The organism is Stenotrophobium rhamnosiphilum (genome assembly GCF_003052265.1).
GTDB lineage: Bacteria > Pseudomonadota > Gammaproteobacteria > Nevskiales > Nevskiaceae > Stenotrophobium > Stenotrophobium rhamnosiphilum.
In genome coordinates this window covers 54,268-71,059 of record NZ_QANS01000003.1, presented here as the reverse complement: position 1 = coordinate 71,059, position 16,792 = coordinate 54,268, and the positions used below count along the sequence as shown (strand labels likewise).

General features: G+C 55.1%; 17 protein-coding genes. 9 read left to right on the top strand and 8 right to left on the bottom strand.

Annotation, left to right across the window (positions count from 1 at the left end; translation table 11 throughout):
- Positions 1 to 211: 211 nt before the first annotated feature.
- Positions 212 to 1,327 (top strand): DUF5131 family protein, encoded by a 1,116-nt coding sequence (locus CJD38_RS07870; RefSeq protein ID WP_161554187.1) that lies wholly within the window; start codon positions 212 to 214, stop codon positions 1,325 to 1,327.
- A 57-nt stretch (positions 1,328 to 1,384) separates the two neighbouring features.
- Positions 1,385 to 1,858, top strand: coding sequence for a WbuC family cupin fold metalloprotein (locus tag CJD38_RS07865; RefSeq protein WP_107939796.1), 474 nt, complete (start codon positions 1,385 to 1,387; stop codon positions 1,856 to 1,858).
- Between the two features lie 6 nt (positions 1,859 to 1,864).
- On the opposite strand, the gene CJD38_RS07860 is transcribed toward CJD38_RS07865, so the two are convergent.
- The 7 genes from CJD38_RS07860 to CJD38_RS07830 form a co-directional block, all read right to left on the bottom strand.
- The gene (locus CJD38_RS07860) at positions 1,865 to 2,581 is read right to left on the bottom strand and encodes a hypothetical protein (protein ID WP_107939795.1); all 717 of its coding nucleotides are present in this window, start codon (positions 2,579 to 2,581) and stop codon (positions 1,865 to 1,867) included.
- Between the two features lie 200 nt (positions 2,582 to 2,781).
- Positions 2,782 to 3,264, bottom strand: coding sequence for a DUF2062 domain-containing protein (locus tag CJD38_RS07855; protein ID WP_107939794.1), 483 nt, complete (start codon positions 3,262 to 3,264; stop codon positions 2,782 to 2,784).
- Complete coding sequence (locus tag CJD38_RS07850; RefSeq protein ID WP_107939793.1) at positions 3,257 to 3,607, bottom strand: DUF1475 family protein; 351 nt, start codon at positions 3,605 to 3,607, stop codon at positions 3,257 to 3,259. The genes CJD38_RS07855 and CJD38_RS07850 overlap by 8 nt, the downstream gene beginning before the upstream one ends.
- A gap of 27 nt (positions 3,608 to 3,634) precedes the next feature.
- Positions 3,635 to 4,951 carry an SAM-dependent methyltransferase gene (locus tag CJD38_RS07845; RefSeq protein WP_107939792.1) on the bottom strand — a complete coding sequence of 439 codons (1,317 nt, stop codon included), beginning with the start codon at positions 4,949 to 4,951 and terminating at the stop codon, positions 3,635 to 3,637.
- A 7-nt stretch (positions 4,952 to 4,958) separates the two neighbouring features.
- Complete coding sequence (locus CJD38_RS07840) at positions 4,959 to 5,732, bottom strand: DUF1365 domain-containing protein (protein WP_107939791.1); 774 nt, start codon at positions 5,730 to 5,732, stop codon at positions 4,959 to 4,961.
- Entirely contained in the window at positions 5,732 to 7,075 is a 1,344-nt protein-coding gene (locus CJD38_RS07835) for an NAD(P)/FAD-dependent oxidoreductase (RefSeq protein ID WP_107939790.1), read from the bottom strand. The genes CJD38_RS07840 and CJD38_RS07835 overlap by 1 nt, the downstream gene beginning before the upstream one ends.
- Before the next feature lie 229 nt (positions 7,076 to 7,304).
- A complete protein-coding gene (locus tag CJD38_RS07830) occupies positions 7,305 to 7,931 on the bottom strand; it encodes an arylesterase (RefSeq protein ID WP_107939789.1) in 627 nt (208 codons plus the stop codon).
- Between CJD38_RS07830 and CJD38_RS07825 the strand changes: the two genes are divergently transcribed.
- The 6 genes from CJD38_RS07825 to CJD38_RS07800 all read left to right on the top strand — a co-directional run bounded on the left by CJD38_RS07825 (position 7,930) and on the right by CJD38_RS07800 (position 13,871).
- The gene (locus CJD38_RS07825; protein WP_107939788.1) at positions 7,930 to 8,598 is read left to right on the top strand and encodes an ABC transporter ATP-binding protein; all 669 of its coding nucleotides are present in this window, start codon (positions 7,930 to 7,932) and stop codon (positions 8,596 to 8,598) included. The two genes, CJD38_RS07830 and CJD38_RS07825, sit on opposite strands and share 2 nt — an antisense overlap.
- A 24-nt stretch (positions 8,599 to 8,622) precedes the next feature.
- Positions 8,623 to 11,103, top strand: coding sequence for an ABC transporter permease (locus CJD38_RS07820; RefSeq protein ID WP_240783560.1), 2,481 nt, complete (start codon positions 8,623 to 8,625; stop codon positions 11,101 to 11,103).
- Positions 11,104 to 11,286: 183 nt separating this feature from the next.
- A complete protein-coding gene (locus CJD38_RS07815; RefSeq protein ID WP_107939787.1) occupies positions 11,287 to 11,724 on the top strand; it encodes a hypothetical protein in 438 nt (145 codons plus the stop codon).
- A 62-nt stretch (positions 11,725 to 11,786) separates the two neighbouring features.
- Complete coding sequence (locus tag CJD38_RS07810) at positions 11,787 to 12,176, top strand: hypothetical protein (RefSeq protein ID WP_107939786.1); 390 nt, start codon at positions 11,787 to 11,789, stop codon at positions 12,174 to 12,176.
- A gap of 219 nt (positions 12,177 to 12,395) precedes the next feature.
- Complete coding sequence (locus CJD38_RS07805) at positions 12,396 to 12,716, top strand: hypothetical protein (protein WP_107939785.1); 321 nt, start codon at positions 12,396 to 12,398, stop codon at positions 12,714 to 12,716.
- 177 nt (positions 12,717 to 12,893) lie between these two features.
- The gene (locus CJD38_RS07800; RefSeq protein ID WP_107939784.1) at positions 12,894 to 13,871 is read left to right on the top strand and encodes a malate dehydrogenase; all 978 of its coding nucleotides are present in this window, start codon (positions 12,894 to 12,896) and stop codon (positions 13,869 to 13,871) included.
- A gap of 74 nt (positions 13,872 to 13,945) precedes the next feature.
- Here the strand turns inward: CJD38_RS07800 and CJD38_RS07795 are convergent, their stop codons facing one another.
- On the bottom strand, positions 13,946 to 14,599 hold the full coding sequence (locus tag CJD38_RS07795) for a TetR family transcriptional regulator (RefSeq protein ID WP_107939783.1): 654 nt from the start codon (positions 14,597 to 14,599) through the stop codon (positions 13,946 to 13,948).
- Positions 14,600 to 14,682: 83 nt separating this feature from the next.
- Between CJD38_RS07795 and CJD38_RS07790 the strand changes: the two genes are divergently transcribed.
- The gene (locus CJD38_RS07790; protein WP_107939782.1) at positions 14,683 to 16,668 is read left to right on the top strand and encodes a CocE/NonD family hydrolase; all 1,986 of its coding nucleotides are present in this window, start codon (positions 14,683 to 14,685) and stop codon (positions 16,666 to 16,668) included.
- Positions 16,669 to 16,792 lie beyond the last annotated feature (124 nt).

Genomic DNA, 16,792 nt, shown 5'->3' with positions numbered 1-16,792 from the left:
AGACTCGGAGCTGGGTTTAATAGGCTCACGGTTAACGGTAAGGACGAATGTTGAGATGGATCTCAAGATTGCCGCCAGTGGTCAAATTTGGTGCAGGGTCAATTTTTCTATTGGGTTGGCACCTCAACTCGCATACGGTAGCCGACCGAAAGATCGGCACGCGACGGAACGCAACTGACATTTATTGCCAATGAGTGACTTCAACGAACTAATGGATTCCCTTTCGCGCACCATGCGCGGAGAAGAAGCCCGTAAAGCCGTCGAGAAACCGTTGCCACGACCTTTCCGGTTTAAGTGGCATCCGATCATTGGCTGCCGCATGAAAACCGGCCCTGTCTGCAATGACTGCATTGCACGCAAAGAAAGCTGGGAAGAATTCCAAAACAGCACCTCCGGCTTCTGGGCCGCCAAGCCCAATGAAGTGACGGTGCACGAGCTGCAGCTGACTGAACCCATCCGCTATCGCGAACCGATGGATATCGAAGTCGCGCCGCTCAGCGATCTGTTCCAGCCAGACGTGAGCGACGAAGTTCGCCACAAGATTTTCACGGTCATCAAGAACGCCCCGCAGCACCGATTCTTTATTCAGACCAAGAATCCCGCGTTCATGAAGCATTACTTCAAGACGCGTGTCGCCGTTGAGTGGCCATTGCCTAATGTTTGGGTGGGCACTTCGGTTGAAGATCAGGCGTCGTTCAATGCGCGCGTGCCCAATTTGCTCGGCACCAATGCGCACAATCACTTTCTGGTGTTTGAGCCGCTGCTAGGCCCGATCAATCTGGAAATGATTCAGCTCGATACGTTTGACCGTCTGTGGCCGTTCAAGCAGATGGTGCAGGCTTACGAATCGATGGACGATGAAGGTCAGCGTCACTGGGCGCCGCTGCATGGCGAACCTTTGATGCGCACGCCAGCGATCAAATGGATTTATGTTGGCGGCATGCGCGGCGGCAACGCTCGCCCGCCTCATCCGGATTGGGTGCAGCGCATCGTGTCGCAGGCAGCCGAGAATCTGGTGCCCGTTTGGTTTGCAGGCTTTGGCGAATATTCGCAGCTTGAGAAACCAGACTTGGAAAACGACGAAACACTGGTCTACGTCAACAAGCGTGGCGAATACCGTGGTCGCGGTGTCGGCTCGATCACCAATTTGCTCGCGCAAACTTTGGATGGCGAAACCAGCGCAATTCTCAGCCGCAAAACATCGCCGGCCAGACGCATGCTGCTCAACGGCAAGCACTATCTGGAGAAGCCACCGATGCCGGTGAAGTTCTCCAATACGCAGATTAAAGATTCCGTAGAAGCTTTGGCTCTAAGACTCAAGGCCTAGCTTGTGTCCGTAGCGGCACGTGGATAATGTCCGCGCTGTCCGATTAGGAATCCTCTCTTGAAACAAATCACCCCGCAGATCCTCGATCAGCTGGCTGCGCAGGCGCAGGCTTCACCGCGCCGCCGAGCCAACCACAATCTGCACGAACAACTCGCGGATCCGATTCAGCGCCTCGCGATTGCGATGGAGCCCGACACTTATGTGCGGCCGCATCGGCACCCGCATACCTGGGAGTTGTTGTATCCGCTGCGTGGTCGCTTTGTGGTGCTGCACTTTGATGAAGGCGGAACCGTTGTTGCGCGCACAGTCTTGGGCGCGGAGAGTGCCGTCGTCGAAAATGCGGCAGGGGTTTGGCACGCGGTGCTGTCGCTGGATGTCGGCGGCGTGATCTTTGAGGTTAAGCACGGCCCGTACATGCCGATTGCGCCGGAAGACTATGCGCCATGGTCGTCTGCTGAGGGAACCTCGCAGGCGATGCAATTAAACGAGTGGTATGCGCAGGCCCAGTGTGGGGACGTTGCGCCGCGTTAAAGAAACTCAGGCGCGCTTTTTCTCGGCGCCGCGGGTGCTCTTAACGTTTTGATGGCTGTTCAGTTCAATGGTCTGACCCATCAATTCCTGATCGGCTGCCGAATAGGCTTTGGCAGGTGCCGGATTGTTGCGCATGTTGTCGCGCACTTCTTGCGGGCGGACCAGCGCCGTACGCATATAGCTGCGGATAATCTCGGGATTGGTCACATCAACCGTGCTGACGTAGGTCAGGATCTCGTTGTAAAAATCCGGTGACTGCGTACGCAGCGCCGTCGCAATTTCAAAATCGCTCATCGTCGCGATGCTGCGCAGGCTGTGTTCGGTCACCCAGCGCTGAATCAGCGCACGCATCGAGTTGCCGTGCTTTTTCCACAGTTCGTCGCTGGAAACCTGCTCGCAAACCACGCTGTCCAATGCATCGAGGTCGAGCCCAGCCGCGTCGGCCTTATTGCCTTCCACGATCACGGCTTCGGCTGAGGGCCATTGGCGTGAGGTTGAAATATGCACATTGATTTTGAATTGGGAGCCGGATGCGCGCATCAAGGAGAGCTCGCAAACGATGTCGTATTCGTGTCCCACGCCATAGGCCTGATCGGTACGCGGGATGATTTCCAGCAGCAAAATCAGTCGCGGAAAGGCCGTGAGCGCAAGCGTTTCCCGTCCCGCCACAAACTGCTTGGGGAAACTCTTGAGAACTTCAATTTCGCGGGTTAATCGGGTCACTGGAGGCTACAGTTTAATACAGAAGGTGACTTCGAGAGGCTAATCTAATCGGTGGTCTTTGGGACGAGTAAAAATAGCCTGATAGAAGCGTTACGGTGTTTGGCTACATTCTCACCAACTCCCTAGCTAAAACCGTCGAAGCCGCCAAACGGATAAGAAAGCGCCATGGAATGGTAGAGGCTCTTGGCGGGCATCTCGGCCTAGGCCTGTTTCGCTTGCCGGGCCGACATTGCGCGAATTGGGCCGCGCAACAGGAAGTAAAGCAAGGCCGCACTAGGCGGGGCAACGAGGCACCAAACCACCACGCCATAAACGCCGACCATCCCAAAATCTGCCAGAAAGCGCAGTGGGTCGAGTTCAAAGCGGTGGGCCAAATCCGTGATTGAAAAGATCGGCAGATGCTCCTGCCCAAACAAGGTCTCGCCTGCGCGATAAAACGGCAGCAGCAGGAGCAGATGAATGGGGTACATCAGATAGTTGATCAGTTGAATGATTGGCTGATTCAGCTTGAGTCGCCATGCAATCACCGCGCACAGCGCAGTGGTGGCGCCGAGAATGGGGAACACGCCCAGCACGCTGCCAAGTGACAGCGTCAGCGCAATCTTTTCTGGCGTGATGCCTTGTTTGAGCTGGCCAAGGATCGGCGTGACGACACGCCGCTGCCAAAAACTTTCTTCAACCACGGCGCAGCAACAGGTCTTCGATCTTTGCGTCCGCGGGCAAGCGGTAAAGCTGAATCAGAATGTAAGCCCCCATCGCCATATTGCCCAAACCGAGAATCAGGACCAGCCAAATCACGCGGCTGAGCCACGAGCGTTCTTTGTACGCGACCCAAGCCCAGAACCACAGGAAACCGAAGTAAGCGTCGAGCAGGGTCGCAACAAACCACGGGTTATTGCCTTCGCCGGGCTGCGCCAGAAGGTTGTCGATGACTGGGGAGATGCTGATGTGGCCGGTGGCCCAGATCGAAACGCTGATCAATGCCGCAAGCGCGGTCAGGGCAAAGAGCCCGAGACGGAACTTCATTTTATTCACCCCAAGTAACGCGATTTTTTACGGCTTGGTCAGCGTGACCTGCATCAGATTCACTCGCTCAACCCGAAAGCCGCACTCGCAATAGGCCAGATAATAACGCCACATGCGCAAGAAGCGCTCGTCGAATTGCTGCACGATGGTGTCTCGCACGGCCAGAACATTCTGATGCCATATTGCCAAGGTGTCTGCGTAATCCTTTGCAAAGAATTCCGGGCGCTGTGCCGTGAGCCCCGCGCCCGCGGCAGCATCTGTAAACACGCCCGGCGTAGCAAGCATGCCACCAGGGAAAATGTACTTCTGAATGAAGTCGATCTTGTTACGGTACTGATCAAAGATTTCGGGGTGAATGGTGATGCCTTGAATCGCTGCGCGGCCGCCCGATTTGAGCGCGCGCTGAATCGCTGAGAAATAGGTCGGCCAGAATTCTTCGCCAACGGCTTCATACATTTCGATAGAGACAACACGGTCGTATTGGCCTTGGATATCGCGGTAGTCGCGCAGCTCAAAGCTCACGCGATCACTGACGCCAGCCGCTTCTGCACGGCGCTGCGCTTCTTCTAACTGTTCTTTCGACAGCGTGATGCTGTGCACGCGGCAACCTGATTTTTGTGCGGCATAAATTGCAAAGCCGCCCCAGCCAGAGCCAATTTCCAGCAAGGTGTGCTCAGCTTTGAGTTCAAGTCGCTCGTACATATTCGCGAACTTGTTGAGCTGTGAATCCATCAACGAATCGTCAGGCTTTTTGAACACGCCGCTTGGGGCATCCATTGACTCTTCGCGGCGGAAAATGCCGCTCGAGTAAGCCATCGTGTCATCCAGCCACAGCTTGTAAAAACTATTGCCCAGATCGTAGTGATACTGGATGTTCTCAAGCGCCTTCTTCTTGGTATTGGCGCGGCTCTTGTGTTTGAGCCAGCCGAGAAAGCGTGAAACAAAATTCTTTTCGTAAGGGCCGAGATAATGCGGCTCGTTGAGGTACATCACCGTCAGCAGGGCGGTGAGATCTGGCGAGTCCCACAGGCCGTCCATAAAGGCTTCGCCAAAACCGACTTCGCCGTTCTTGAGAACATGACGGATCATCGCGCCATCGCGAATATTCAGAACGCCGTGCAGCTCTGGCCGCGAGCTGCCGCGGAAATGCCGCGTTTCGCCATTCGGCAAATGCACATCAAGCTGGCCGATCTGTATGCCTTTGAGCATGAACATCAGCGTGCGCAAGCCCCAGCTCAGGCCGTTGCTGTGCTTGCTGAGCATCTCTGGCAGCGCAGGTGAAAAGCCGTCTGCCGGCATCATCTGGCGATCGTTGGAAATGACTTTTGGATCTTCTTTGTTCATGTTGTGCTCAAGTCACATCAAGTTTTGGTGCGGCGGGCTTGCGATGGAATCGCGCTCCGCGTAGCCACAGTTTCAATGCCTCCCAATGAATGCCGGCAACGACCTTGAACGTCATCAGCGGCAACATCAGGACCTGCTTAAGAACATTGCCGTCGTTGAGCGTGCGGCGCTCACCTGCAAGCGTCGCATCGAGAATCGGCTGGCCTTCGCGGGTTTCATGAATCAAAACGCGCAACTGCTCAGACGGTTCACTCAACGTGAAACGGTAACGCCCAACCAGATCGAAAAAGGGTGAAACGTGGAAGCACTTTTCGGTCTCGTATGGCTGCATATACGACATTGCCGCGCCATCGGATGCGAGTAGGTAACAATGGCGCTCGCCAAAGGTGTTGTGCACCTCGACGATGACCGCGCGCAGACTGCCGTCGACGTGCTCGCAATACCAAAGACTGATCGGGTTAAAGGCATAGCCAAAGAGGCGCGGCATGCATAACAGGCGGATGCGGCCGCCATCGAGGCTGACACCTGCATTACTCAAAATGGTTTCGGCCCAAGTGCGCAGCTCGCCACGTTCGTACGAGCCGTGATCGCGATCATGAAAGGACAGCAGATTGAATCGATTATGGGAGAACAGGCGCAGGCCTTTGGCCGCTTCATCGACGCGATCAATGTCAAGCAGCAGATAGAACACGCGGTACACAAAGCGATAAAGCGGCGCCACCAAGCGGCGATGCATCACTCGCGCGGTGTAGAGATGGGCGGCGGCTTGTGATTTGGACATCAGGTTGCTAACTCTGGGATCAGCGTGTCGATCGCAGCTGACGCTTCGGCGTGCTTGAGCTCGGTGCCAAGATTGGTCGCCCATTGCGGCAAGCAACTCGCGTCAATACCGCGCACAGCGCGCAAGCCGGATTTGAGCCCATCTTCATGAAAGCCATAGCCGCACCAAGCGCCCGCCCACCATAAACCACCGCGGCCTTGAATTTGAGCGATGCGTTCGTGCGTCATCACTGATGATGCGCCGTAATGCGGGTGATCGTAGTCAGTTTCGTAAATGATCTTGTCGCGTGGAATTTCGCGTTGTGGATTTAGTGTGACAACGTAATTCACTGGACCAGGAATGCCCTGCAACAGATTCATCCAATAACTGCCGGAGATGCGGCGGTCATGAATCTCATCGAAGGGATGCAGATAATTCCAGCTTGCCCACGCTGCTTTGCGTTGTGGCAAAAAGGATTCGTCGGTGTGCAGAACACAACGGCTCTGGTTGTAGGGAATGCCGCCAAGAATTTCGCGTTCATCAGCTGCAACTTCTTGCAGTAGCTTTAAAGCCTGATCGCTATGCGTTGCGCAGACCACACGCTCGAACACTTCCGTTCCGCTTGCGCTGCTTACGGCAACGCCATCTTCTTCGCGACGTATGGCGCTGACGCCTGCCTGCAAACGCAGATCTGCTTTGAGTTCCACAAGAATTTTTTTGACGTAAGTGTGGCTGCCACCAATCACGGTCTGCCACTGCGGCTGATCCATGGTTGTGAACAAGCCATGCGAATCAAAGAAGCGCATGAAATCGGCAGCGGGATATTCGGTCGCCTTCTTCGGCGAGCAACTCCAGATCATGCCGGCCATCGGCAGCAGATAGCGGCTCTGTAGTTCGACAGAGAATTTTTCTTTTTTCAGGAAATCGCCCAGCGATCCTGATGGCAATTCGCCGCTCTTGAGTAGCGCGTTGCACAGTTTGTTGAGACGCAGAATGTCCAGCAGCATGCGGATGTGCGAGAGGCTGAACAGATTCGATGGTTGTGCGAACACTGAAAGCAGTTGATCGCTGCCCTTCCACTCATAAGCGCCAGCGCCGAGTGACACGCTGAAGGACATCTGCGTATCGCGAGTCGCCACATTCAATTCTTGAAAGAGGCCTGTGAGGTTGGGATAGTTGATGCCGTTGTAAACGATCCAGCCGGTATCGACTGCAACAAAGCCTTCTGGCGTGGGCACTTGAATGGTGTTGGTGTGTCCGCCGACGCGATCATCTTGTTCAAACAGGGTCACGTCGTGGCCGCGCGATAAGTAGCGCGCCGCTGACAGACCAGAAATGCCGCTGCCGATCACTGCGATCTTCATGCGCAGCTCCCAATCTTATGGATCCGCTCCTTGCAGGATAGGCCAATGGCATGTGCCAATATATTAATCATAGTTAATTTAATGTTTACTTAATAACATTCTGACTAAATCGGAATTTCGATATCAGGATCTATTTACTGATACGTGACTTCTCGAACATGGGATGCAGTGATTTTGTATTTCTTGTCGTCGCTTCACAATTAAAAAACCCGCCGATTGGCGGGCCTTTTTATTTCTTTAGAAGCGGTTTCAATGTCGGCCAGACTGCATCGAGCAGTTTTGCTTGCACCACTTCGTTTGGATGGATGCCATCGTCCTGAAACGCTTTAGGGTCGGTTGCGATGGCGTTGAGCCAGAACGGCACCATCGGCAACTTCGCGCTTTTCGCGACTTCGCCAAACGTAGCGTGAAATCCATCGGCATAAGTTGCGCCGTAATTGGCCGGAATCCGCATTTCAAAAATCACCGGTTGAGCTTGCTGCGCTTTGCTGAGCTTCGCCATCGCTTCGAGATTGGCGCGCATCAGTTTCAGCGGTTGCGCACGCAGGCCATCGTTGCCGCCAAGTTCAATCAGCACAATCTTTGGGCGATGCGTCTCCAGCGCTGCGGGCAGACGTTGCAGTCCACCGCTGGTGGTCTCGCCGCTGATGCTGGCGTTGACCACGCGGTGCGGGTAGCCTGCCTGCGCCAAACGTTCGCGCAACAAAGCGACCCAGCCGCGGTCAATACTGATGCCATAGGCTGCGCTGAGGCTGTCGCCGAGTACCAGAATCGTCGGCGGTGCCGCCGCTGATGCGGTCAGGCAAAACAATAAGCAGCCTAAAAAAACATTCAATCTCAAGAGCCGAGCAAACATGTCAGACGCCGTCGTTGCCAGAAAAGTGAGCAAACAGATTACCAGTGGCAGCGAACCGCTGACGATATTGGATGGAGTTGATCTGAAAGTTGCGGCGGGTGAATCGCTCGCCATCGTCGGCGCCAGCGGCTCCGGCAAAACCACTTTGCTGTCTTTGCTTGCCGGGCTTGATCTACCGAGCAGCGGTGAAATTGCCCTCGCCGGGCAGACGCTCAATGGCATGAACGAAGATGCGCGTGCCGCGTTGCGGGCTGGCCGCGTTGGTTTCGTGTTTCAGTCTTTTCAGCTGCTGGCTGGATTCACTGCGCTGGAGAACGTGATGTTGCCTGCGGAGCTTGCAGGTCGCGCAGATGCTAGCGATCGCGCTCGTGCAGCACTGGAGCAAGTGGGTCTCGGCAAACGTTTAACGCACTATCCCTATCAGTTATCTGGCGGCGAGCAGCAACGCGTTGCCATTGCGCGTGCGTTTGCGGGTGAGCCCAAAATTCTTTTTGCCGATGAGCCTACCGGCAATCTCGACACGGCGACCGGCGCACGCATCATCGATCTGTTGTTTGAACTCAATCGCGGCAGTAGCGCCACATTGATTCTGGTGACGCACGACACCGCACTCGCAGTACGTTGTCAGCGCACCGTCACGCTCCGTCAGGGTCGCTTGTATGAGTAAGCGTGTGTTGTTGGGAGTGATGCTGTGATCGCCGCGCTGAAGTTTGCGATTCGTCGTTTGCGCCGCAGCTGGCGATCAGGTGAGCTGGTGATTATGGCACTAGCCTTGGTTGTTGCCGTCGCTGCAGTCTCCGCAGTTGGTTTGTTCTCACAGCGTGTGCGCACTGCATTAGTGAATCAGTCCGGCGACACGATGGGCGCCGATCTGATCTTCACATCACGCGATCCGTTTACGGCGGATGTAACGAAGTTCGTGAATGCGAATGCAACTGCAGCCGCACAGGCGATGCAGTTCCCTAGCGTTGTGCTGAATGGTGATGCAACAACGCTCGCATCGGTTAAAGCGGTGAGTGGCAACTACCCCTTGCGCGGTGTTCTGCGTATTACGGATCAACCGTTTGGCGTTGTGCGATCGGCGGAAGGCACGCCGCCACGCGGAGAAGCTTGGGTTGATCTCAAACTGTGGACTGCGCTGGGCCTTAAGTCAGGTGCTGTTGTACAAGCCGGAGCCAGTAAGTTCCGCGTGAGTGCGATCGTTGATAGTGAGCCAGATCGCGGCGGCGGCTTCATGGATCTTGCGCCGCGTTTTCTGATGAATGCAGATGATCTTCCTGCAAGTCAATTGCTAGGCCCCGGCTCGCGTGCGCAGTACGCGCTAATGGCAGTAGGCAATGACACGCAGCGCGAAGTGTTGAACGCGTTCACTTTGCCTAAAGGCGTGAAACGCGTATCGCCTCAAGATGCCCGGCCTGAAGTTCGTAACGCGATTAATCGTGCTGGGCAATTTCTGGATATCGCGGTGCTTGCTGCGACTTTGCTTGCCGCTGCAGCGATTGCCCTAAGCGCACACCAGCACGGCACAAAATTGCGTGACGAAATTGCTTTGCTCAAATGCCTCGGCGCACGTCAGAACTTTTTAGGCATGGCGTTGATATTGAATCTTTTGCTGCTGGGTCTGGCTGCAGGAATCGTCGGCGCGGCAATAGGCTGGGCGGCGCAAAGTGTGATCGCCAATTTGTTATCGAGTGTGTTGATGCTCGATTTGCCTGCGGTATCACTGACGCCGTTGTTCTATGCCTGGGGCTTGGGTCTGTTGATGTTGCTCGGATTTGCGGTGCCGCCAATTCTGCAAGCGCGGCGCGTTACGCCGATTCGTGTATTCCAAAGAGATCTCAGTGACAGTGGCATGACGCGCTGGGTTTCATTTGCCGCCATGCTGACGGTCGGCGCGTTGCTCTGGCTGCAAACTGGCGAAGCAAAGCTCGCGTTGTATGTACTCGGCGGCACGTTCGCGACTTTGACAACGCTCGCAGCCTTGGCATGGCTCCTGGTGCGCACGCTCAAGCCACTCAAACAAACGGTCGGAGCTTCTTGGCGTTTTGGTTTGGGCAATATCTCGCGGCGTCGCGGCGCCACGGTTGCGCAGGCAGTGGCACTCGGCATGGCGCTGCATGCGCTGCTGCTGATTACCGTTGTGCGTCAGGATTTATTAGTGACCTGGCGTTCGCAGTTACCTGCGGATACGCCGAATCAGTTCCTGATCAATATTCAAACTGAGCAATTGCCGGCGCTAAAGAAATTCTTTGATGAACGCGGATATCCCGATCTTGAAATCATGCCGATGGCACGCGGCCGTCTCGCGGCGATCAATGGAAAGTCAGTGACTGCAAATGATTTCGATGATCCGGAAACGCAGCGCTGGATCAATCGCGATTTCAATTTGTCGTCTACAGACATTCTGCGTCCAGACAACAAACTCACGAGCGGCGAATGGTGGGGCGCTACAGGTCATGGACAAAAGTGGTTATCGCTAGACAAGTACGCGTTTGAACGGCTGAAAGTAAAACTGGGTGATCGCGTCACGCTGGATTTCGCCGGCACGCCGGTTGAATTCACTGTGCGCAGTACACGCATCGTTCGCTGGGATAGTTTCAAACCCAATTTCTTTTTGCTGACACCAAGTGGCGTGCTGGATGGGGTGCCACAACAGTGGATCACCAGTTTCTATCTTCCAGCCGGCAAGAATCAGGTGCTACGCGAATTGATCACAGCCTTTCCAAATGTGACGCCACTGGATATTGGCGCAGCGATGGCGCAAGTGCGCGGCATCATGGATCGCATCATCAATGCGGTGGAATTTATTTTCTTATTTGCACTCGCGGCAGGTCTGACGGTGTTGCTTGCGGCGATTGAGAGCACGCGTAGTGAACGCGTGCGTGAGACAGGCCTCTTGCGTGCACTTGGCGCGAGCTCGCGTGTGATCACGCGAGGCTTGCTGGCTGAATACGCAGTGTTGGGTTTGTTGGCGGGTGCCGTGTCTGCACTCGCTGCACAAGTCATTGCCTGGGTGCTGGCGGTAAATATGTTCAATATTCCTTACGGACCACGGCCCCTGATCTGGCTTGCGGGCGCGCTGACAGGATGCGCGATTGTTACTTTGCTTGGTTGGATATCTTTGCGTCGCGTATTGCGCACGCCCCCTACGATCGTGCTTCAACAAGCTTGAAAAAGTGACTTAAAAGCTTGTTTATACAAATGCCGGCACACGCCGGCATTTGTGTATACGCAACTTAACTTTCTTGATTCGAACTCACTTTGCCTGCGTTCACCTTGGGTTCAGGACGCTAACGTAATCTGCGCTCATGCCGGAATGAATCGGCGGAAGTACAAAATTTTAGGAGACGTTCACATGAAAAGGATTTTATTTGCTGCTGTACTGGCTGTAGCTGCAGTTCCAGCATTTGCTCAGGTTGGCGTATCGGTGAGCGTTGGTCAGCCCGGTTTTTACGGACAGATTGACGTCGGTAGTGCGCCGAGACCTCAGGTGATTTATGCAGAGCCGCGAGTGATTGAACGGACTGTGATTGGCTCGCCAATTTATCTGCGCGTTCCACCCGGCCATGCTAAACACTGGCGCAAACATTGCGGCGCTTACAACGCATGCGGCAGACCGGTTTATTTCGTTCGCGACAGTTGGTACAGCCAGCAGTATGTGCCGTACTACAACGAACACCATGGCGGTGGTCACCACGACCGTGGCCATGACCATGATCGTGGCGATCATCGCGGCAAAGGTCATGGAAACGGAAAAGGTCGCGGACATGACAAAGACCGAGACCATCACTAATTGATTGATTAGTCCAGTGTTTGCATCAACATCGGCCCGCCTAGTGCGGGCCGATTTTTTGGATGGGACATTCACGCGGTGCAAATATTTTATCTGTGCGCGTCTGCCGAAACGGCCTCACCGTTGGCGGCGCAAAAAGCGTACAGCTCGTGGTGGTGGCAGTTAGCGTACGGCATGTTAGATTCTGCACATGGATTACCACCGGGGGGATGGTTATTTCGTACTTTAATTTTCAGAGCCAGCAAAATAAAAAACGGCCTGATGTTGTTCAAGCAGTCATTCTTTCTACACCACTGTGGGCCACTGGTTGGATGCTGCTCGCCGTCATTTTTTTGACGGGCGATGTTGGACCTTGGGAGGGCCCGCTATTCGTAGCGTTGTCTCTTCTCAACATCGTGTTGGCCACTATGGCTGCGCTGCGAGTGATGGCTGGTAACTTGCGGCGCACTTAAAACGCGTTCAAAAAACAGCGCAGCTGGCGCGCATTTTCTGCGCCCGTTAAATCCTAAGTTCAACTATCGGCGCTCACAGCGCTGGTCTTTTTTTGCTGATGGATAACGAGCCTGACCGCTAATCTGCTTGTTCCCCGCGCCTGCCTGCTGCGCCGTTTTTCGTGAGAGCGACTGCGTATGTTTGATCGCAAGTGTTGTAGCGTTTTAGCGGAGGCCGTCATGAATCACATTTCGATCCAGAGCAAGCAGGACCATGCGCATCCCGATGTGTTGCACGCCTTGTTGCTTGCGACGCCGCTTTGGGCGTCAGGCCTCGTATTTCTCGCTGCAGTTTTTTCGGCAATCAAAATCGAAGACCCGCATGGCTACAGATTCATCGCGCTGGCCTTGCTGATGGTGGCTGCGGCGACGACGGCTGTATTTCGCGTCATGGTTCGCCAGTCTGAGCACACGTTGGCTTCTCGCCGCCGGAAGTTGCGCGCACTGCATTTGCGCGCTCCGCGTGCCGCAAAAGGGACGGACTCTGTGACAAAGGTCTAGGCGTTCCCCGCCAGCGACGTCCGTAGTGGCAGATCAATTGAGATTTAATATTTACAAATATTATAGTTAGTAGTCTATTGGCACTTTCTTGTCTGCGTACGAGTGGATGAAGGGGGCGCAATAAAGTATTCTCCCGCGCGCAATTTATCCCCCAAGATTTCGCTCAGGAGCGCCCTCATGAAGAAGCCCGTTCGCGTCACCATCACTGGTGCCGCAGGCCAGATTTCCTACTCGCTGATTTTCCGCATCGCTTCGGGCTCCATGCTCGGCCCGGATCAGCCAGTCATTCTGCAGTTGCTCGAAATCACCCCGGCTCTGCCTGCGCTCAACGGCGTTGTGATGGAACTCAATGACTGCGCCTTCCCGCTCGTTGCTGGCGTTATCGCCACCGACAAGCTCGAAGAAGCTTTCGACAAGACCGACTACGCACTGCTCGTCGGCGCCCGTCCTCGCGGCCCAGGCATGGAGCGCAAAGATCTGCTCACCGCCAACGGTGGCATCTTCGGACCTCAGGGCAAGGCTCTGTCCGACTACGCTAGCCGCGACGTCAAGGTTCTGGTTGTCGGCAACCCTGCCAACACCAACGCACTGATCGCTGCATCGGCTGCCAAGTCGCTCGACCCTAAGCAGTTCACCGCGATGGTTCGTCTCGACCACAACCGCGCGCTGAGCCAGCTCGCCAGCAAGACCGGCACGCACAGCAACGACATCGAAAAGATGATCATCTGGGGCAACCACAGCTCCACGCAGTACCCAGACATCACCAACACTCTGGTGAACGGCAAGGCCGCTAAGGGCTTGGTCGATCAGAACTGGATCGAAACCGACTTCATCCCAACCGTGCAGCAGCGCGGCGCCGCCATCATCAAGGCACGTGGCGCTTCGTCAGCAGCATCGGCAGCTTCGGCTGCAGTTGACCACATGCGCGATTGGGCGCTGGGCACCAACGGCAAGTGGGTCAGCATGGGCATTCCTTCCGACGGCAGCTACGGCATCAAACCGGGCATCGTTTATGGCTACCCAGTCACCGTGAAAGATGGCAAGTACGAAATCGTGCAGGGTCTTGAAGTCGACGCGTTCTCGCGTGGCAAGATGGACGCTACCGAACAGGAACTGCGTGAAGAGCGCGCAGCGATTGAAGAACTGCTGAAGTAATTCTTCGCTTCAAGATGTGAAAAAGCCCGGCCACGCTTAGCGTGGTCGGGCTTTCTTGTTTACGAAGGAAAGCTTTAAGTCTCGAGCTGCTTGCGCGCTTCAAGCTGTTGAACTGCAATCGAGCCTAAGAACTGTCGGCGAATATGCGCCACCAACTTTGCTGCGATAACGCGGCGGTCCTGCGGACGATCAATCAAATCGAGTCCGTGGGAAAACATATACCGCGTGATATCCAGCGAGACCTGAAAAAGCTGCTCGCGACTCTCCAGCTTTACCAAATTCTGCGATGTGATTTGAGCAACGCTTTCCTGCGCAATCGTTTCCAGCACTCGCTGCAAAACCGCTCGCATCGGACTGGCCAAGCTGTGCAACTCACGTGTGCCGACGACGATCACATCTGGATTGGCTTCGACGAAATCAAGGAAGTACTCCACCGCGCCAACCGTTGCATCGGCATGACGTGCCGCGCTCTGGCGTACGGCTTTGAGCCCCACCATTAATTGCGCCGCGATCTCTTCTGCGGCCGCCCCGACGAGATCTTCGGCATTCCGAAAATGACGATAGAAAGTGTTGTGATTGAGGCCAGCTTCGCGGGCCATCTCGCGCAGGCCGACTGCCGACAGGGTCGTGCCGTCACGCGCAGCTAATCGCAGGGCCGCTTCGACCAAGCGCTGCTTGCCGCTGGCTGGGCCGCCCACGTCCTGTTGTGTAGCTTGCGGGGTGTTCATGGGGCTAGTTTAGCCAGTGTTGACAGTTAGGTATACAGTTGGCTACTTTGAATGTAGCCAAGTGGATACTGACGGGGTTGGATATGCGAGCAGAGCATTCGGGCAGCAATGGGGTTGCGCGTCGCATCGTCGGACGCTTGGGTCATTCTTTATTTTTAGCCTTATCGATGGGCGCTGTCCTTGTGGCGGTTGCCGCGTGTAGCCGCTCGCCTTCTGTCGATGGCGATGCAGGGGGCAATAGCGACTGGACCACGCTGGGCAATCGTCAGCACGCGAGTCGGCCAAACGAAGCGATCACGAAAAACGCCGATGGGAAATGGGTCGACTACAACCCACCTGCCAGCTACGACGGCAGCGCTGCTGAAGACAATGTCAGTGTTGCGATGGATGACGGCATCAGCATCACATTGAAGTTGGTGCGTCCGACCAAGGCCGGTAAGTTTTCAACGAGTCCCTTGCCCACCATCGTCACGTTTACGCCGTACAACAAAAATGTCGGCGACACGATTCCGCTCGGCGGCGGCATCAATCCTTATTTTGTTTCGCATGGCTACAACCATGTGTTGATTGATGTGCGCGGCACCGGGCGTTCTGGTGGTGCGTGGGATCCTTTCAGCGCTCGTGAGTTGCAAGATTATCCGCAGGTTCTTGATTGGATTGTCGCGCAGCCATGGAGCGATGGCGTCATCGGCATGTGGGGAATTTCTGCCACGGCGACAACCTCTCTATTCGCAGCGAGTCACGGCCATCCCGCGATCAAAGCCGTTTTTCCGATCGTGCCGCATGGCGATATTTATCGCGACGTTGTATTTGTCGGTGGTCAGGCCAGCATCGCGTTTCTCCCAGCGTGGATGGGCGCAGTCACACTGTTAGCGACGGTAGATCCGCAGTTCTATTCGCAGCCTGATCAATATCTCTCAGCCGTTAATCAACACTTGCTGGGGCTCAATCAGTTTTTGATTCCGCGAACCGTTGGCGTTGTTTCTGGAGCGGAAGATAGTGCTTTCGATAACGAGTACTGGGCGACGAAAGCCCCGTTGGAAGTTTCTGATGGCTTGAAAGTACCGACCTTTGTCGTCGGTGGCCTGTTCGATATTTTCCAGCGCAGTGAACCGCTCAATTACGAAGCGCTGAAGAATCACACCACAACAAAATTATTGATTGGCCCTTGGCATCACTTAGAAGCTGCGACCGGTGATGGCCTGCCGCGTGAAGGCGTGCCCGTGCTCGATCACATTGCGCTGATGTGGTTCGATCGTTATCTAAAGAACATGCGCAACGGTGCCGAGAAGCTGCCAAATGTTACGCAATGGGTTTGGGGGCACGAGCACTTCTCGACGAGTAGCGATTGGCCCAATCCGCATGCACAGGCAGCGCGTTATTTTTTGCAAAGTGGCGGACGTTTGGATAACACAGCGCCGACGACCAATCCCGCGCCAAGCACGATCATTCAACAACCCGTTAATGGCATCTGTTCGGAAAGTACTTTGCAGATATCACTGGGACTCACTGGCTATGCGCCGATTGATTGCTTCTACAAAGACAACGTCGCGCAAACATTGGAAGCAACATTCGACACCGCAACTTTGGAAGAGGACATGTACATCAATGGCCCCATCCTCGCGGACATCTGGATGTCGACGACTGCGCAGAATGCAGGTGTCGTTGTGCGCGTTTCTGATTTGTATCCCGACGGTAGTGCGCACGCATTGACCAGTGGACTACTCACCGCCTCGTTTCGCGCCGTAGACGAAAGCAAATCACGCTATCTCGATGGCGAAATGATTCAGCCTTGGCATCCGTTTACTTTCGAATCACTGCAGGCGGTTGGCAGCGGCAACATCGTTAAAGTGCCGGTAGAAATTTTTCCGACGAGTGCGTTGATTCGCAAAGGTCACAAGCTGCGCATTTCTGTGGGTGCTAGCAATTTTCCGTTTGCGTTAATGCCGTTGCCGGGTGTGGTTGATTCGGCTGCTGGGGTTCTGAGTATCTATGGCGATGTGGCGCATGCTTCTAGTGTGGTGTTGCCGCTTGTGCCTGTGGGGCAGTTGAATGGTGGGGGTTCTTAGGGCGTCGCTGCACAGGTGCTTCCGTGTTAGCGGGGCTTTTTTAAGAGTTTAGTGAGCGGGGCGAGAGCTCCACTCCTGCGTGTTCTTGTTTGGAGATGACATCTCTGCACAAACACCTCCGCTC